Annotated in this window: 12 protein-coding genes; 5 read left to right on the top strand and 7 right to left on the bottom strand. The window is 50.4% G+C overall.

Features of this window, described 5'->3' with window-relative positions; all coding sequences use genetic code 11:
- Nucleotides 1-92 precede the first annotated feature (92 nt).
- The 3 genes from ACFPOF_RS18945 to ACFPOF_RS18935 are packed head-to-tail and all read right to left on the bottom strand — an operon-like array spanning nucleotide 93 to nucleotide 4141.
- On the bottom strand, nucleotides 93-767 hold the full coding sequence (locus ACFPOF_RS18945; RefSeq protein WP_378135460.1) for a response regulator transcription factor: 675 nt from the start codon (nucleotides 765-767) through the stop codon (nucleotides 93-95).
- 16 nt (nucleotides 768-783) lie between these two features.
- Entirely contained in the window at nucleotides 784-2580 is a 1797-nt protein-coding gene (locus tag ACFPOF_RS18940) for a cache domain-containing sensor histidine kinase (protein WP_378135458.1), read from the bottom strand.
- Between the two features lie 55 nt (nucleotides 2581-2635).
- On the bottom strand, nucleotides 2636-4141 hold the full coding sequence (locus tag ACFPOF_RS18935) for an alpha-N-arabinofuranosidase (protein WP_378135456.1): 1506 nt from the start codon (nucleotides 4139-4141) through the stop codon (nucleotides 2636-2638).
- Between the two features lie 214 nt (nucleotides 4142-4355).
- On the opposite strand from ACFPOF_RS18935, the gene ACFPOF_RS18930 reads away from it, so the two are divergent.
- From ACFPOF_RS18930 to ACFPOF_RS18910, 5 genes are all read left to right on the top strand, one after another.
- The gene (locus ACFPOF_RS18930; protein WP_378135454.1) at nucleotides 4356-5042 is read left to right on the top strand and encodes a response regulator transcription factor; all 687 of its coding nucleotides are present in this window, start codon (nucleotides 4356-4358) and stop codon (nucleotides 5040-5042) included.
- The gene (locus ACFPOF_RS18925) at nucleotides 5039-6409 is read left to right on the top strand and encodes a sensor histidine kinase (protein ID WP_378135452.1); all 1371 of its coding nucleotides are present in this window, start codon (nucleotides 5039-5041) and stop codon (nucleotides 6407-6409) included. Before ACFPOF_RS18930 ends, ACFPOF_RS18925 begins: the two co-directional genes overlap by 4 nt.
- Before the next feature lie 170 nt (nucleotides 6410-6579).
- On the top strand, nucleotides 6580-9684 hold the full coding sequence (locus ACFPOF_RS18920) for an efflux RND transporter permease subunit (RefSeq protein ID WP_378135450.1): 3105 nt from the start codon (nucleotides 6580-6582) through the stop codon (nucleotides 9682-9684).
- Nucleotides 9685-9708: 24 nt separating this feature from the next.
- A complete protein-coding gene (locus tag ACFPOF_RS18915) occupies nucleotides 9709-10902 on the top strand; it encodes an efflux RND transporter periplasmic adaptor subunit (RefSeq protein WP_378135448.1) in 1194 nt (397 codons plus the stop codon).
- Complete coding sequence (locus ACFPOF_RS18910; RefSeq protein WP_378135446.1) at nucleotides 10899-11510, top strand: RNA polymerase sigma factor; 612 nt, start codon at nucleotides 10899-10901, stop codon at nucleotides 11508-11510. Before ACFPOF_RS18915 ends, ACFPOF_RS18910 begins: the two co-directional genes overlap by 4 nt.
- Before the next feature lie 55 nt (nucleotides 11511-11565).
- On the opposite strand, the gene ACFPOF_RS18905 is transcribed toward ACFPOF_RS18910, so the two are convergent.
- From ACFPOF_RS18905 to ACFPOF_RS18890, 4 genes are all read right to left on the bottom strand, one after another.
- Nucleotides 11566-11889 (bottom strand): DUF4870 domain-containing protein, encoded by a 324-nt coding sequence (locus tag ACFPOF_RS18905; protein WP_378135444.1) that lies wholly within the window; start codon nucleotides 11887-11889, stop codon nucleotides 11566-11568.
- A gap of 172 nt (nucleotides 11890-12061) precedes the next feature.
- Nucleotides 12062-15364 carry a cohesin domain-containing protein gene (locus tag ACFPOF_RS18900; protein ID WP_378135442.1) on the bottom strand — a complete coding sequence of 1101 codons (3303 nt, stop codon included), beginning with the start codon at nucleotides 15362-15364 and terminating at the stop codon, nucleotides 12062-12064.
- A 5-nt stretch (nucleotides 15365-15369) separates the two neighbouring features.
- Nucleotides 15370-17577 carry a cadherin-like beta sandwich domain-containing protein gene (locus ACFPOF_RS18895; RefSeq protein WP_378135440.1) on the bottom strand — a complete coding sequence of 736 codons (2208 nt, stop codon included), beginning with the start codon at nucleotides 17575-17577 and terminating at the stop codon, nucleotides 15370-15372.
- Between the two features lie 160 nt (nucleotides 17578-17737).
- Nucleotides 17738-17978 (bottom strand): S-layer homology domain-containing protein (locus ACFPOF_RS18890; protein ID WP_378135438.1); only part of this gene is annotated, 241 nt, incomplete at its 5' end.

Below are 17978 nucleotides of genomic sequence, written 5' to 3'. Positions count from 1 at the left end.
ATGAAAGCTAAAGGAGCCCTCCGAAAGACGGTTAACTTCTTAGTCCATCACGATATTCTTTAGGCGTCACTCCGACTTTGCGCTTAAAAAGCTTATTGAAAAAAAACAGAATCGGTATATCCAACCGCGTCTGCTACCTCATAAATTTTTTGCCCGACATTTCTTCTTAACATCTCCTTGGCTCTTTCCATTCTGACATGAATCAAATAATCGCTAATATTGATACCCGTCTCTATTTTGAAAAGCCGGCTTAAATAATTGGGATTAAGATAAACTTGCTGGGACAACTCCGGCAACTTGAATTCTTTCATATATTCCTTATCAATAATTTGCTTTACCATCAAAACGACTTTTTTCATATTCGTGTCATCGGAATCGTTTTTTGCTTTTGCTCCGTACTTTTTGGCACTAATAACGTCCAGGCACTGAAACATCTCATCGGGGTCGATCGGCTTCAGCAGATAGTCGTAGACACCGTATTGAATCGCTTTTCTTGCATACTCGAAATCGTTGTAACCGCTCACAATGATGCATGGAATGTCAACATTCATTTCGCGCAAGCCTTTAATAAGCCCCAAGCCGTCCAATTTGGGCATGCGAATATCCGTAATCAACACATCTATGTCGGCGCTCAGCAGGTTTCCCAGAGCCTCTTCCCCGTTACTGTAACATCCGGTTACCCGATCGCCGCGTCCTGAATCCGAAATAATGACTTCCAGCCCTCTTCGGACAAGCTCCTCGTCGTCTGCAATGGCAATCTTGAGCATTTGTATGTTCCTCTCCTCACTCTATGAATGGAAGCCTCAGCGTGACCTCCGTCCCTTTTCCCAACTCGCTGCTTATCGTTAAACCATATTTCTCGCCAAAAAAGAGCTTGATCCTCTCATTGACATTGGTCAGGCCTATACTTCCTTTTGCCTGCAAATTCGAGCTATTTTCTTCTATTCTGCGGTTGATTTCCGTTAATTTTTCGGCATCAATCCCGCTTCCGTTATCGATGATTTTGAAAATAACATAACCGTCCACATGCTCTGCGGTAATGGTGATTACTCCTGCATCATCGATATGTTCCAAGCCATAAAAAATAGAGTTCTCCACGATCGGTTGAAAAATAAGCTTAATCGTCTTGATCATCGTGAGGGAATGATCGACATTGATGTTAAGCGTAAATTTATTCGTAAATCGCTTGTTCTGAATATAAATATAGTTGTTCAAATGATCGAATTCATCCTGAATGGTAACTAATTCATTCATCTCGTTTATGCTGTACCTCAGAAGCTTACCGAATTTGATCGTCAAATCCGAAAGTTCATTCACCCTGTGAAGTACAGAGATCATCCGTATCGTTTCCAATGTGTTATAAATAAAGTGAGGGTTTATTTGCCCTTGTAACGCATTTAACTCCGTTTGCTTCTTCCTCAGGTTGGTCACATAAATCTCTTGGATGAGAGCCTTCAGATTTTTCACCATATTGTTGAAACTCAATCCGACTGCCCCTACTTCATCGTTGCCTCGTATAGAGAAGCTGACATCCAAGTCTCCTCCCCGGACTTTTTTCATGAGTTGAACAAGTCTTCTTAACGGTTTCGTAATCGAATAGGACAGAAGGATAAAAATAGCTAAAGCAGCGCCTCCTGCAAGGAGAGAAATCATCAAATTGAATCTTGTCGTTTTTACCGCATCTTTGTACATTTCCTTCGTGGGTATTGAAATGATAAACTTCCAGCCTGTATCTTGAGACACCTTATATATCGTTAATAAACTTTCTCCACTACGCTTCATCAGGACATTCCCGCTATTTCCCTTCATCATTTCCAGAACTTTAGGGTCATCGAACTTCTTCGTCAGCAATGTCCGTCCTCTGTCGTAGATGACCTCATTCCGTTCATTAAGGATATACATTTTTCCTTTCGTAGACGTCTCCAACTGTTGCACCATGCTGTCCATTTCGTCAATATCCATATCTACGCAAGCAATGCCAACGGTATTAAAATCCGACAAATCCTTTATGTTCCTCAATACAGTCAAAAATCGCCTTTGCTTTCCTCCCATATCGGTCACGATTTGCGTATCGAGCAAAACAGGGCTGCCTTTCGATTGTTCGGTAAGCGCTTTATATTTCTTATACAAGGAGTCGATATCGCTTCGAATATCTTCCGTTCGGATACCGTAGTAAAAGATTTTCCCTTGAGCATCATAAACGTAAATGAGCCCCTTATTTTTCCTATCCCTTTTCATTAAACGAAGATAACCATCTATAGCGCGGGACTTATCGGGACTATTACCTGCTTGCTGCAATAACTTCTGCATATCCGGTATGTAATACGGGATTAACGTGATCGATTTCATATCGTTGATATAGCCATTAAGCTTATTCATCATTTCGCTGAAGATTTGGGCGGTATATTCAGTGGTCGTCTTCTTAATCGTTGCCGTGTAGTTCCGATAAGAAATCAATCCAATAATAAAAGTAGGTACAACGAATAAGAGAAGAAAAACAATAATGAATTTCTTCGCCATATTCATATTTTGCATCGTAATCCATTTCATCCATCTATCCCATCGATTCGTCGCGCCCATTTTCAATACACCCTATGTCCGATATGCCCACAGTCTACTATATCCGTAAGCAAAATCAAACCTGAATTGTGACAACAGATGCCGGCGGCAGGAGGAGAATAGCTTTCCTATCAGGAAAGTTACATTCTTCTGAATAAGGTTTGATCGTGTCTGGCTCTTCGAAACTGTTATACGACTGCGGACTGGAAGCATGAAGAACCGTTTTCGTATAGGTCCCTGCAAATTTCCCGCCATGAAAAGTCAATCTGACTTCAGTTTCCTCCGAGTAGTGACAGTTGGCAAGAGTAAGCGTGAGTTTGCCATCTTTAATAGAAGCGGAGCAGGATACCCGATCCAATTGCCCCTCTTCATCTGCTGCATTGCGGTAACTGATCTTGCCTGCATCAACTAGTACTTTGACAGCCTCTCCCCCTTGATGGCTTTTGAACATATCGAACACATGATAATTAGGGGTCGCCACAAACTTGTCCCCTGATGCCAGAAACAAGGAGTGAAGACAATTCACCGCTTGCGCAACGTTAGCCATGACGACCTTATCGCAGTGATTGTTAAAGATATTTAATGTGGTGGCGGCGACTAACGCATCACGCATCGTGCTTTGTTGCTCGAAAAGATTATTACTTGCGGACGGCCCCGATCCTTGAGGGTGCCAGCATCCCCATTCGTCGACAATGATGCCGATCTTCCGTTCAGGATCATAGGCATCCATCAACGCACGCTGCCCGCAAATGACATCCTCCATATAAGCGGCCTTCCCCAGAAGCGCGTACCATTGATCCGCATCAAATGCCAGAGGATCCTCTGACGTCATGCAGTAGTAATGTAAGGAATAGCCGTATATATCAAAAGAAGCAGGATGAGTGCGGTCCTTCATCTTGTCGAAAAATCTCCGTGTCCAGTTCAGGTCATTTCCATTAGGACCGCAAGCGATGACTCGCGTATGTTTCTGATCAGGATATTTTACGATACTGGCGTATTTTCTGAATTCAAATCCATAATCCTCAGGTGTCATGTTGCCGCCGCTGCCCCAGTTTTCATTGCCAATTCCCCAGTAAGCCACATGAAATGGTTCGGGGTTGCCGTTTTCACCTCGCAACTTAGCGAGTGAAGTGCTCCCCTTCGGATAATTGCAATACTCCACCCAGTTTCTGATTTCCATTGGCGTTAACGCTGTCACATTGGCGGCCAAATAAGGCTCTGCGCCTACTAGGCGACAAAGTTCAATGAACTCATGAGTTCCCATTTCGTTCGATTCCAATTTACCGTCCAGAGGATACCAGAAGTTCGCCGTCGTCGGGCGCTCATGCCTTGGCCCAATTCCGTCTCGCCAGTCATAAGTCTCTGCAAAGCTTCCACCAGGCCATCTGAGTACAGCGGGCTTGATTTTCCGGAACATGTCCACAAAGTCTTTGCGGAAACCTCGGATATTCGGTATTGTAGAGTCCTCCCCAACCCAAATGCCATCATAAATGACACCGCCTATATGCTCGGCAAAATGTCCATAAATGTGCGGGTTAATGACGCCGATTTTTTCCGGAACGATCACGCTTATTTCATGCATTTCTGTTCTCTCTTTTCTAATTGGTTTAGAGTTGTCAGCTACATTTGAGCATATTTTATAAAGAATCCAAGCTTGGTTAAATAGTTTGTATGTACTTTTATAGTCTCAAATCCACTTCTTTGGGACGCCATTGCCCTTGCCGGGTCCAACTGGAACCGATTGTCAAACTTTGCCGTATTAAGAAGGGGTAATTCGGTTTAGGAGGTTTTCTTATATGACTGCCAACGTCCTGATTGTCGACGACGACCCGGATATATTGGAGTTGATACGATTTTACTTGCAGCGGGAAGGACTCGCAGTCATCGCGGCAGCCGACGGTCTTGAGGCGATAAAGGCTACCGAGGCAGGGAAAGTGGATATGGCCGTCATCGATATTATGATGCCGCGAATGGACGGGTGGGCGCTTTGCCGGCAATTGAAAGCCGACTTTCCTAACATGCCCGTCATGATGGTGACCGCCAAAGGAGAAACCGGCCATAAGCTGAAGGGCTTCCATCTCGGTGCGGACGATTACTTGTCCAAGCCGTTCGAGCCGCTGGAACTGGCAGCCCGAGTCAATTCGCTGTTAAGGCGTTACCGCATTCAATCCCAAATGAAGATCCAGATCGGTAACGTCCTGCTGGACAAGCATCGTTACACTGCAATTGTCGAAGGGGAGGCCAACCCTCTCTCACTTCCATTGCGAGAGTTCGATCTCCTGTTTAAGCTAGCAAGTCATCCAGGGCAAATTTTTACGAGGAACGATCTGATCGAGCAGGTGTGGGGAGCGGACTTCGAAGGCGACGACCGGACGGTAGACGTTCATGTCAAGCGGATCAGGGACCGTTTTGTGGAACTGAACTGCCAGTTCGTCATCGAAACGAAGCGAGGGCTTGGTTACAAGCTAGAGGTCACGGAATGATCAAATCTCTGTACGTGAGAGTCGTTCTTTCTTATATGGTCGCGGTCATCATCGGTTTGGTAACCACGTATTTTTTAACGCTTTGGCTTATCGACTCGTTCGGAGAAAAGTATAGCGAGAAGCTGCAAAACCATTTGCTTAAGGACAGCAAGGCGATTCAGGAACTGTACAACTCGAGCGGAATGGAAAAGGCCAAAGAGGAATTAAAGGAGACGAATCTGGAGAAAAAGTATGATATTCTGCTCTACGACTCGGCCAGCCGTCTGATGAAGGATGCCGACGGAAAAACGCCTCGAGAGCTGTACAGCATATCCAACCAGGCGATCCGCGTCGTGCTGGACGGGGGGACTTATCTCGGTGCTGACATTTCCGCGGACGAACTGTTCGTCGGGCTGCCGTACGAACGGAACGGCGAACGTTATGCGTTGTTCGTGCAAGTATCGGAGAAAACGGCCATATCGCTGATCTCGAAGCTGCTTCTGTTCGCATTGGCAATCAACCTGCTCGCAGGGGGATTGATCATCCTGGTGGCTGCCCGCTATATCGTGAAACCTTTGCTCGGCATGAAAGCCGCCGCGGAACGAATGGCCAAGGGCGAGTTCAATATCGAGCTGAAATGGGCCAAGCGCAAGGACGAACTCGGCCAGCTTGCGCAGAGCATCAACGGCATGGCCAACCAAGTCGGACAATTGGAGACGATGCGGCAAAACTTCGTATCGAACGTTTCTCACGAAATCCAGTCGCCGCTAACTTCGATTTCCGGCTTCTCCAAGGCGCTTCAGCAAAGCGGCCTTTCCGAGGAGGAGAAGAACCGTTACCTAGCCATTATTCAAAACGAGAGCGAGCGGCTATCCCGTTTAAGCGATAACTTGCTGAAGCTGGCGTCCCTAGATAGCCAGCACCATCCGTTCGAGCCGCGCGTATACGATCTGGATGAGCAACTTCGCAAAGCCGTCGTAGCCTGCGAACCGCAATGGTCCGCCAAGGCGATCGAATGGAAGCTTCACCTTCCGTTAACGAAGATCGCGGCTGACGAGGACCAGCTCAATCAGGTCTGGTTTAATCTGCTCGGCAACGCGATCAAGTTCACGCCGGAGGGCGGCAAGATCGGCATCCGCATCGTTCAGCGCTCCGAACTGATCGAGGTCTTCATTTCGGATACGGGAATCGGCATTCCGGTTGCGGAACGTTCCAAAGTGTTCGAAAGATTTTACAAGGTGGATCCTTCCCATAACAAAATGAAGGCCGGCAACGGTCTCGGCCTTGCAATCGTCCAAAAAATCGTCGCGAGACACCAAGGCTCCGTCGTTCTGGGAGATAGTCCCGGAGGGGGTACGACCGTCTGCGTCACATTGCCCCAAAATTAATCGAACAGTAATAAGCCGATGTGCAAGGGAGTCTTACTCCCTTCGCATTGGCTTTTTTTGTTACGTCATACTTTATTCATATTCGTGTATTACGCTGGAATCAGACCGCAGGAAAGTTATACCTGAGATCTAAGGATCGATCGAATTTGTACATGCAGGAGGGTCGCCGATTGAAGGCAATCATTCATTTTTCCATGAACAAAGTAGCGGCAATGGTCATTATGATCGTCATCGTGTTCGGAGCGGGGGCCTTTTCGGGGAGTTCCTTGAAGGTAGAGAACATGCCGGAATTTTCGTTTCCGTTCGTCGCGATCTCGACGACATATCAAGCCTCGCCTCAGGACGTCATGAGCCAGGTGACGAAACCGATTGAAGACAAAATCGCGAATATCCCGGGACTGAGAATGCTCTCCTCCTTTTCAAGCGATAATTTCTCGACGATCTCTCTTCAGTTCAACGAAAAGGTGGACATCGATAAGACGAAGCGGGATTTGGAGAGCCTCGTTCAGGACGTAAGTCTGCCGCAATCGGCAAGCAGACCTAAAGTTTCTACATTCGGTATGTCATCGGAGCCGGTGTATTATTTGGCGATGTATGCGACGGATTCGATGTCCCAACCCGAGTTGGATCGATTGTTCGAGAGGGAAATGAAACCCCGTTTCGATGCCATTGGCGGAATCGACCATATGGATGCGATAGGAGCACGCAAATCTTCTCTGGATATTCAATTGGACGCAGGCGCTTTAGCCGCTTATCAATTACGCCCTTCGGACGTGAACGCTTCGATCCAGTCCGCCGTGGCTAACGGTTCGGTAGGCGTCGTGCAGTTTAACGGAAACACTCAAATGACTCGCGTCACGGGAAAGCTGCAAAGCCTGTACGAGCTGGAAAACCTGGAAATCGCGACGGCTACGGGAACGATCGTACAGCTCAAGGACATCTCGAAGATCGAAGCGGTGAACGAGTCCAACTTTGTCGCCCGTCTGGACGATAAGCCCGCTATCGGCATCCATCTGTTCAAGACGGCCGACGCGAACGCTACCGAATTTTCCGATGCCGTTCGAACTATGATCCGCGAATTGGAGCAGACGAATCCGGAAGTGACGTTCAAGACGCTCTATGACAGCGCCAGCGAAGTAAAAGGCTCGATAAAAGGATTGGTCAAGGAAGGGATTATGGGCATCGTTCTGGCCGCGCTGATGATCTTGTTTTTCTTGCGCAACCTGAGGATGACGTTAATCGTCGTCGTGTCCATCCCGTTATCCATCCTCCTGACTCTAGTCATGATGAAATACATGAACATTACGTTGAATATTATGTCGCTTGGCGGCATGTTCATTGCGGTTGGCCGGGTCGTGGACGACAGCATCGTCGTCATCGAAAGCATATACGCGAGTTTACAGAAGGCTCAGAAGAGAAACGAGTCGGTCATTATTCTCGCGGTGAAGCAGGTGGCCATGGCGATCAGTTCGTCCACGTTAGTCACGGTCGGCGTGTTTCTGCCAATCGGTCTCGTTACCGGCTTTATCGGAGCCCTGTTCCGTCCGTTCGCGATAACGGTGTCGATCGCATTGCTGGCATCGCTGCTCGTTTCGTTAACAGTCATTCCGATGTTGGCCAAGCTCATGGTGTTGAACAATGTCAAGGCGACGGACATCAAGGAACACGATGGGAGTAAAATGGAGCGTTGGTATGAAAAGACGCTCTTATGGAGCTTGAAGCATAGGGCCGTCACGTTGCTTCTATCAGGATTCCTGCTAGTCGCAACGATCGCGGGCACCATTCCATTCCTGCCGATGGAACTTCTGCCGTACACGCCGCCGCCGAAACAAATGAACTATTCGATCCAACTGCCGAACGACACGACTTTCGCCAGTACCGATCTTCAGGCCAGGCAGATTGAAACGCTGCTGCGCGAAGCCAAAGACGAGAGCGGCGAACCGCAATTTACATTCGTGGAGGCGCTCGTCGGATATGCGGGCGACGCGAAAGAACGCGTGCCGAGTTATTTGCAGATCATTACGGAGGTCGATGCGGAAGCGGATACGAAAGCCGTTCAGGATCGCTATCAGAAGCTCATTCTTGCCCAACTCCCGATAGGCACGGAAGTCATGCCCGGTTCGTTCTCGGAGGGAGGAAGCGGACCGACGGGTCCCGATTTTACGTATGTCATTTTCGGGGACGACCAGAAAACGCTGGCACAGGTCGCCAGGCAAATCAAAGACAAAATGAAATCATTTCCCGAGCTCAAAGAAATTAAGGATAACTTGGGAGACGGGAAAAAGGAAGTACAGATTACGGTCGATCCGAACAAGGCGCGTCAGTTCGGGTTGGACGTGACGAGCATTCAGGGCTTGACGGCCGAATGGATCGGCAGATCCCCGCTCGGCGACGTTCGCTTGGACGACACGTTGTATCAGGCGGCCGTTGAGCTCGCGCCGGAAGATAAAAACTCGCTGGAGCAGCTCGGACAAATGCCGATTCGGACGGCCGACGGCAGCATCGTGTATTTGAACGAAGTCGCCAATCTCGAAGAAGTGGATGCCCCGACGAGCTTCCAACGGGAAAGTCAGAAGCTGATGGTATCGTTGACGGCCAAGATTGACTCTGCCGACAAAGCGGAGGTCACGAACGCGGTGATGAGCGCGATCCGGCAAGTCGATTTTCCGCCGGGGGTAACGAACACGGTTAGAGGAACGAACATCGATATGATGGCAGGTTTCCGGCAGATGTTCGCCGCCATGGGCGTTGCCGTTGCAATCGTCTATCTGATCATGGTTCTCTGCTTCGGCAATGCGGGTACTCCGTTCGCCATCCTGTTCTCCTTGCCGCTGGCGATCATCGGCGGCTTGCTGGGACTTGTCGTGGCCGGGGAATCGCTTAATATGACGTCGATGATCGGATTCCTTATGTTGATAGGCATCGTCGTAACGAATGCAATCGTGTTGCTGGATCGTGCCCAACAGTTGCGGAAAGAAGGCTACTTGGCGCGGCCTGCTCTCATCGAAGCCGGCAAAGTACGTTTTCGCCCGATCATTATGACTGCGGGAGCTACGATCGCTGCGATGGTTCCATTAACGCTTGGATTAACCAAAGGCGTGTTGATCTCTAAATCGCTCGCCGTTGTCGTCATCGGCGGCCTGATCACATCTACGGTCTTGACGCTAGTCGTCGTGCCGATCATATACGAGATGATCGAATCGTTCAAGGCGCGCGCAGGCCGTTTGCTTCATCGGAAAAGAAAAGCATCGCCAGAACAAGGGATCAACGTATAAATCGAGATACGGGAGCGATTGTACATGAATGCGAAAAGTTCAAAAATAACCGTTTACGGCAGAGCGGCGCGAATTTCATTCGTTTTAATATGCGCGGCCTATATCGCTGGCTGCTCGGCAGCCCCTATTCCGGCTGCCGAAACCGCAAATGACGCGAAGGCGACAATTAAAGTGGAAAAGGTCGCCAAGCAGAGTATGGGCGAGCCGCGCGAGCAAATCGCGGAGGTGAGCGCCTCGACGAGGACGGAGATCGTAGCCGATGCCGGCGGTAAGCTGTTAAAATTGGCGAAGCGCAACGGGGAGCTCGTGAAGGCAGGCGACGTGATCGCCGAATTCGAAAGCAAGAACGGGAAATTGGAGCGAGAGAGCGCCAAGGCGAGACTGATTGCCGACGAAGCGTTGCTAGAGAAAACAAGGCTGGAGGTCTCTTCCACTCAGGTTACGCTTACGAATACGATCAAGGATCTTGAAAATGAACTGAAACTGCAAATAGCACAGGGTGCCTCGGAGGCGGATATCGACAAGACGAAGCGCTCTCGCCAGGCTGCGGTGCAACAACTGAATATTTTAAACTCCGGTAAATCTCTTGCTTCTTTGGAAGCAAACGTGGCAACATCAAGGCTTGCGCTGGAACAGGCGGAGAAGGCATGGAACGGCGGCCAGATCGTCGCTCCCGCGAACGGCGTATTAACCGATGTTAACGCAGATATCGGCATGAGCATTCAGCAAGGCAGCATGTTCGGCATCGTCCAGAACACCGACAAAGTGAAAATGAAAGCGCAGTTGACACGATCGGCAGTAGAACTCGTCGGCAACAAAAAGGAACTGACGTACATCGACTCCAACGGGAAAGGTAAACCGAAGAAAGCGAAAGTCGTTTATTTGGCCGGAATACCCGATGCGAGCACAAAGCTCTACTCGCTTGAGCTTGAGGCGGACAATGCCGACGGAGCGCTGAAGCCTGCTTCGCGCGTTCGCATTCAGCTGACGACATCGGAGGAGGAAAATGTCGTAGCCGTTCCGACGCTCAGCATTTTGAAGGAAGGAACCGACGCTTTCGTATTCGTTCTGAACGGGAATAAAGCGAGCAAACGAAAGATCGAACTTGGACGGGTAAACGGATCTTATCAGGAAGTGCTCGGCGGGGTAGCCGCAGGCGAGTCTATCATCGTAAGCGGCCAGCACGCATTGAAAGAGGGGCAGACCGTAGAACAATGAGCGGAGCGTTCATCCATGCCGGGAATGGGGACGATCGTTTGGATGCCGCATCGGCGTATGAAGCTTGGGTGAGTCCCCACCTGCTCGATTTGAAAAAATACTGCTACTATTTGGCCGGCTCCAGATGGGATGCGGAGGATTTGCTTCAGGATACGCTGCTGAAATCGCTCGTCTACATCGTTCAGGCTGAACCTAGGGCGAACATGAAGCCCTTTATTTTCCGAATCGCGCGTAATTTGTGGATCGACGATTACCGGAGACGCAAGAACAAGCGCTCGATGGCACTAGATGTGCCCGAAACGACTCATACGGACAGCAACTACGCCGAAATCCGCGGTTCACTGGAATGGCTGGCTGAACGTTTTCCTCGTCGAAGCATCGAAATGTGGCTGCTGTTCAACTATTTCGGTTATTCCATGCAGGAGGTTGCGGAAGCGCTTGGCGTTACCGTGTCGTCCGTCAAGTCTTCGCTGTTCCGTACAAGGGACATGCTGCGCAGAAAGCCCGAACTCAAAGCCTGCCGCAGCCCGCTGCCCCCGGAAGTGGAGCGGTGGTCTACGGCGGTATTGCTGGATCACCCCCACTCCATCTACGTAAGCCAACCTTAACTTTCATAAATGTAAAAAGAGCCGCGATCCCTTGAAGGACGCGGCTCTTCAGTCTTCACTTGATTAGCGTGTACTTGCCAATGATCGGAAGAGGCTTTGCGCCGCCTTGAGCTGCGCTAAGAATACCGATGATGAGGAGAACGAAACATCCCAGGTTTGCGAACGGCAGAAGCACCCAACCCAGGAACGGGATGAAGCCGAGCACGATGTTAAGCGCGACGCAAGTCAGAAACAACGTTAGCCCCTGGTTTGCATGATATTTCGCGAACGGCGAATTAGGCGCTGCAATTAATGGAACGAAGAACAGGATGTATGCGAGGATCGCCATCCCTTTGTTGGTTTGAACGTCTGATGGATCGAATGAGGGGGAATGTTGCATAAACAGCACCTCTCCTTGGGATTATTAGTCATTAGTTTTATTATATATTAGCCAATACGTGCTCCGATAGAGTCCTTTTGACGATTTTCGTTATTATCAATAATTGACTCGAGAGACATATAGAAATCCCTTCCCAGCATCGAATGATCGTGCCAGGAAGGGATTTCTTATCTTATATCAAGTCCGATTTTTGCAAAAGCCTTTGGATAATAGTCGCAACCTCGGCTCGTGTAATAAACGCCTTCGGCGCAAGCTCGGTGGCGCTTCGTCCGGATACAAGGCCGGCCTGTACGCTGTCTGCAGCACTGCTGTGCGCCCAGTTGGATACGTTAGACGCATCTGCATACGCTTGAAGTGTTGCGTCTTCCGATTGCGCAGACAGTGTCGCCTTCAATCCAGTAATCTTCATCGCCCTTGCTAGAATCGTCATTGCCTGTTCTCGCGTAATCTTATCGTTCGGTCGGAACGTACCATCCTCGTAACCGCTAATAAGCTTATACGCATATGCTGTGTTAATCGCGCTGCTGAACCAATTAGACGTGTTCACATCAGAGAACTCCGCCGAGCTGTTTTCCATTTTTAGACCCAAGCCGCGCACAAGAACGGCTGCAAACTCGGCGCGGGTGATATCACGATCAGGACTGAAAAGACCTTCTCCGGTGCCCTCAATAACCATCCGCGATCCCATGTCGTTTACTGCAGCTTTCGCCCAATGGTTTGCGACATCCAGGAATTCGAGCGGGTGCCAGACGACTGTGTATGTGCTGTTCGTCAGGCTATTGATGCTGGCATAGCTCGTGCCATTGATGACGATAACTTTCGTAGGTACATGCCGAACAGTCCCATCCTGTTCAACGACGACGCCCGTCGTTATTTTGTTCGGGTTCACTCCTTCAGGAAGCGGTATTTCGCGCTCCACGTAAGAACTGAACTTGTTCACTTCTACTGTCTTTCCATTGTACGAAGCGGTCACCGTGAAATCGACAGGCGGCACCACGATGCTGAACTTGCCTTTCTCCGCCGCACTTTCCGCAAGTTTTGCTGCAGCGTCGTTGCTTATCGCAATGTCCACGTGGACAACGATCTCTGACAGGTTTACTTTCCCGCCAAACTGCGCGACCAAGCGGTCGATGTCGATCTGCGCTGCGGGCAGCTTGTATTTCCCGTTAGGCGTTTGCAATTCTAATATAGCCATCTTGTTTTCCAGCGCTTTCACCGCATCCCCGGTCAGCACGGCCGATACTTTGTCTGCGCCCGACGTCGTTACAGGGATGACGATGACCGGTTTGTCACCTTCTTTGGCAAGCTGGGCCGTTAATTTGGCCGTATCCACCGTTACCGTCAACACTGTTTTCCCGTCTTCTTGCGTTGTTGCGCCAGTGGCGATTTGCTCCTGCTCTTTGCCATTCACGATGACACGGATGCCTGAGCTATCGGAGGGTTTGGGATTACTGCTCGGAACGTAAGGCGTTACAGTCACTTTTCCCGTGTTCAACGTTTTGCCCATTTCAATAGTAGCCGGATCTGTAAACGTAAAATGCGTCTTGTCTTCGGTCGCCACCGTCAAAGCTTTATCTCCGAGCGTTGCCGTGTCTTTAATTTTGAACGTTACCGTAAACAGCTTCTGTCCTGCGGCAATAGGGTGATCGCCACCTGCGGCGTCCGCCCAAGCCACTGCCAGCCACCCGTCGAAGTTGCTGAAATGGGTTCCAAAAAGTTCACCGCCGGACTCTTGCCTAATACTCGCCACTTCAAGCGCGTTCTTATCAAAATCAATTTGCATGTTGTATGCACCGACGCCTGGTGATGCGGCTGTTAAAGAAACGGGCACATCGACCGTTTGTCCTACTGCTCCGCTTACGCTGCCGATGGCCACTGCTACTGTATTCATCGACACGGGCCCTACCGCCGCGCTGGAAACTGCCGTCCCCGTCGTTTCGCCGGTCAAAGCTACCGGCGTCACATTAAACGTAATATACTTGCCCTGCTGCGCGGACGTAAGCACGAACGTCCCATTGGTCGCTCCCGCGATCGCCGCTTTGTTCGTTCCGTTCGCGTCATCCGCTGCATACCACTGGAACGTGGTCGCTCCTTCCTCATCATCGTCCGCGTCGGTGTACGTATAATTTCCTGTCAGTTCGTAGCCCGCTTTCGCAGTTCCGGTTATGCTCACATCGCTTGCTGTCGGTGCGGTGTTGACGGGTAGCGTTACAGTCACTTTCCCCTGGTTCAACGTTTTGTCCATCTCAACTGCCGCCGGATCCGTGAACGTAAAATGAGTCGCGTCTTCAGTCGCCACTGTCAAAGCTTTATCTCCAAGCGTTGCCGTATCTTTAATTTTGAACGTTACCGTAAACAGTTTCCGTCCTGCGGCAATCGGGCTATCGCCGCCCGATGCGTCCGCCCAAGCAACTGTCAACGACCCACCAGTGTTGCTGTAATTGGTTCCAAACAGTTCCCCGCCAGACTCTTGCCTAATACTCGCCACTTCAAGCGCGTTCTTATCAAAATCAATTTGCATGCCGTATGCACCGACGCCTGGTGATGCGGCGGTTACGGAAACCGGCACATCGACCGTTTGCCCTACTGCTCCGCTTACGCTGCCGATGGCCACTGTTACTGTATTCATCGACACGGGCCCTACCGCCGCGCTGGAAACTGCCGTCCCCGTCGTTTCGCCTGTCAAAGCTACCGGGGTCACTTCAAACGTAATATACTTGCCCTGCTGAGCGAACGTAGGTACGAACGTCTCATTGGTCGCGCCTGGGATTGCCGCTTTGTTCGTTCCGCTTGCGTCATCCGCTGCATACCACTGGAACGTGGTCGCTCCTTCCTCATCATCGTTCGCGTCGGCGTACGTATAGTTTCCAGTCAGCTCATAACCCGCTTTCGCCGTTCCGGCAATGCTCACAGCGCTTGCTGTCGGCGCAGTGTTGACGGTTACAGTTACTTTGCCTGTCTTCGTTTGCGCCGTTAGTATTTGGGCATTGTCATCTTGTATCTGATAATAATCGATAGTCACAATCGAATCTCCGGATGCGGCGCCAGGTTTAATCTTAAAATTAATCGTAAACACCTGCTGCTTCTGCGTGATGGTGGTCGCTAGTCCACCTGAGAACTCAACTTTGACGATACCGCTGCTTGTGGTTTCGTAATCAAATGAATCAAAATCTGGATCCGTCGAGGTTTGATCCGTAACAGGGTTGCTCGATGAAACTTCAAGTACGTTAAAATCGAATTCTAATCTAATTTTGTAGTAAATGACTTCATGACTGCCGGGATCCAAATAGACGGGTACACTGACGGTGTCCCCTCGAGCTCCCGCTACGCTGCCCACCTCAATCGCAGCAGCAGGCGTGGGAGCTGGACCGGCACTGACCAACGCACAGAATGAAAACATCATGCAAAATACTAAGATACTCGAAACGATCCGTCTAAAATGAAAAGCTTGTCCTGCCCATGTCCAATGTTTCACGCACCTCAGACTCCTTTACCTAAGTAAATGTTCATGATGATTTTGGCATCGTTGGCATCGACTTTACCGTCGCCATCCATGTCCAGCGATTGCAATTGTTCGTTCGTTAAGGTAGCCTGCCCCTTCACATAAAGGTAGATGATCTGGGCATCCGCAGGAGTTACAGCGCCATCCCCGTTCGCGTCGCCCTTCGGCCCGCGCGTTACTGTTACCGTATACGTCATCGTCGTTCCGTCCTGCGCCGTCACTACGATTGTGGTCACGTTGCTTCCCACATTCAGGTTAATCGCTCCCGATGCTGAGCCGCGCGCTACCATCATGCCGTTTACCGTCACCGTCGCATTGCTGTCGCTCGTCGTTGGCGTTACCGTGATGCTGCTCACGCTGTTGACCAAGCCCGTCGTGTAGCTTGTCGTTGCGCTCGCGAAGGCTGGAGACAAAATCCCTTTACTTAGTTCCAGATTGCTCAAGTTCGCATTACTGCTTAACGTCATTTCTCCGGATTGCACGATCGTTCCGCTGTACCCCACCGCCACATAAGTGCCATTTACGTAAGCGACGCCATTCAGATCATACGCAGTGCCGCTCTCCCGGGTCGTCCAGCTCGTTCCGTCGGCGGAGGTTACAATCGTTCCGCTCTCCCCCACCGCCACATACTTGCCGCCGCCGTAGCTGACGCCAAGCAAATTGACTGAAGCACCGCTCGTACGGCTCGTCCAGTTCGCTCCGTCGCTTGAGGTCCAAATGCTTCCGCTTAAGCCCGCAGCCACAAACTTGCCGTTACCGTAGACGACGCCATATAGATCATCCTCAGTGCCGTTCGTTTGGCTCGTCCAGCTCTCTCCGTCGCTGGAGGACCAAATGCTGCCTCTTAAACCTACCGCTACGTACTTGCCGTTTCCGTAGGCGACGCCGTAAAGATCATCCCCAGTGTCTAGCGTTTGGATCTTCCAGTTCTCTTCGTCGCTGAAGGTTACGATCGTTCCATCGTATCCCACCGCCACAAACTTGCCGTTTCCGTAAGCAACGCCAAGTAGAGTCGGCAAATCATCTTTCGTTTGAATCTCCCAGCTCGCACCGCTGCTAGAAGTCACAATCGTTCCGCTGTCCCCGACCGCTACATACTGGTCGTTTCCGTAGACTACGCCATTCAGATCTTCTTCTATGTCGCTTGTTCGGCTCGTCCAGCTCGCTCCATCGTTCGATGTCACTATCGTTCCGTCTGCACCCACCGCCACGTTCATGCCGTTTCCGTGAGCGATGCCATGTAGATGATTTGTAGTACCGTTCATTCGGTTCGTCCAGTTTTCCCCGTCGCTGGAAGTCAAAATCGTGCCAATGCTCCCTATCGCCACATACGTTCCGTCCCCATAAGCGATGCCAAATAGACCGTTCGTAGTGCCGCTCGTTTCGCTCTCCCAGTCCACTCCGTCGGTAGAGACCCTAATCGTTCCACTGTTCCCAACCGCTACGTATTGGCCGTTTCCATAGGCAACGCCATACACTTCATCGGTAGTGTTACTCGTTCCGTCCGTCCAGTTCGTTCCATCGCTGGAGATCATAATCTTGCTGGGCGCCATAAATGCTCCGCCGTTCCCTACCGCTACAAACTTGCCGTTTACATAGCTGACGCGATATAAATGATACGCAGTTTCGCCCCCTGGGCTCGTCCAGCTCACTCCGTCGCTGGAGGACACAATAGTTCCAAATACCCCCACTGCCACAAACTTGCCGCTTCCGTAGGTGACGCCATTTAGAGTATATCCGATTGCACTCGTTTGGCTCGTCCAGCCCGCTCCGTCGCCGGAAGTCAAAATCGTTGTCGTGTCCCCTCCACCCACCGCCACAAACTTGCCGTTTCCGTAGGTGACAGCATTCAGATCATCCGTAATGCCGCTCGTTCGGCTCGTCCAGTCCGCTCCGTTGCTGGAGGTCACAATCGTTCCGCCTGAACCTACCGCCACAAACTTGCCGTTTCCGTAGGTGACGCTATATAGATCATTCGTAGTGCCGCTCGACCGGCTCGTCCAACTCGTTCCATCGCCGGAGGTCACAATCGTTCCATCTCCCCCTACCGCCACATACGTGTCGTCTCCGTAGATGACGTCAAGTAGGGAACGATCCGTAGGCAACGGACTGCGGATATTCCACTCGTCAAGGGGATCTGCAGATGCATACTGAGAAAAATTGGCCGTAACTAAAAATAAAACCATGACGATCGAAACCCAACGTTTTAGCATTGTTTGCTGTCACTCGCTTTCATGATGATTTATTCTACGGTGACAGTATAACTGGAGCGATGTTGCAAACTTGTTGCAAAACAAAAAGGAACCCGATCCGCATTTGGATCATAGGTTCCTTTTGTCGCTCATCTTAAATCAAATCCGATTTTTGCAAGAGTCTTTGAATAATCGTCGCAACCTCGGCACGGGTGATGAACGCCTTCGATGCGAGCGCGGTGGCGCTTCGTCCGGATACGAGACCGGCCTGCACGCTGTCAGCAACGCTGCTGCGCGCCCAGCCAGATACGTCAGATGCATCTGCATACGCTTGAAGTGTTGCATCTTCCGATTGCGTGGACAGTTTCGCCTTCAATCCTGTAATCTTCATCGCT

This window comes from Cohnella soli, assembly GCF_042655525.1.
GTDB classification, from domain to species: domain Bacteria; phylum Bacillota; class Bacilli; order Paenibacillales; family Paenibacillaceae; genus Cohnella; species Cohnella soli.
This window is presented reverse-complemented; position numbering and strand designations above follow the sequence as displayed.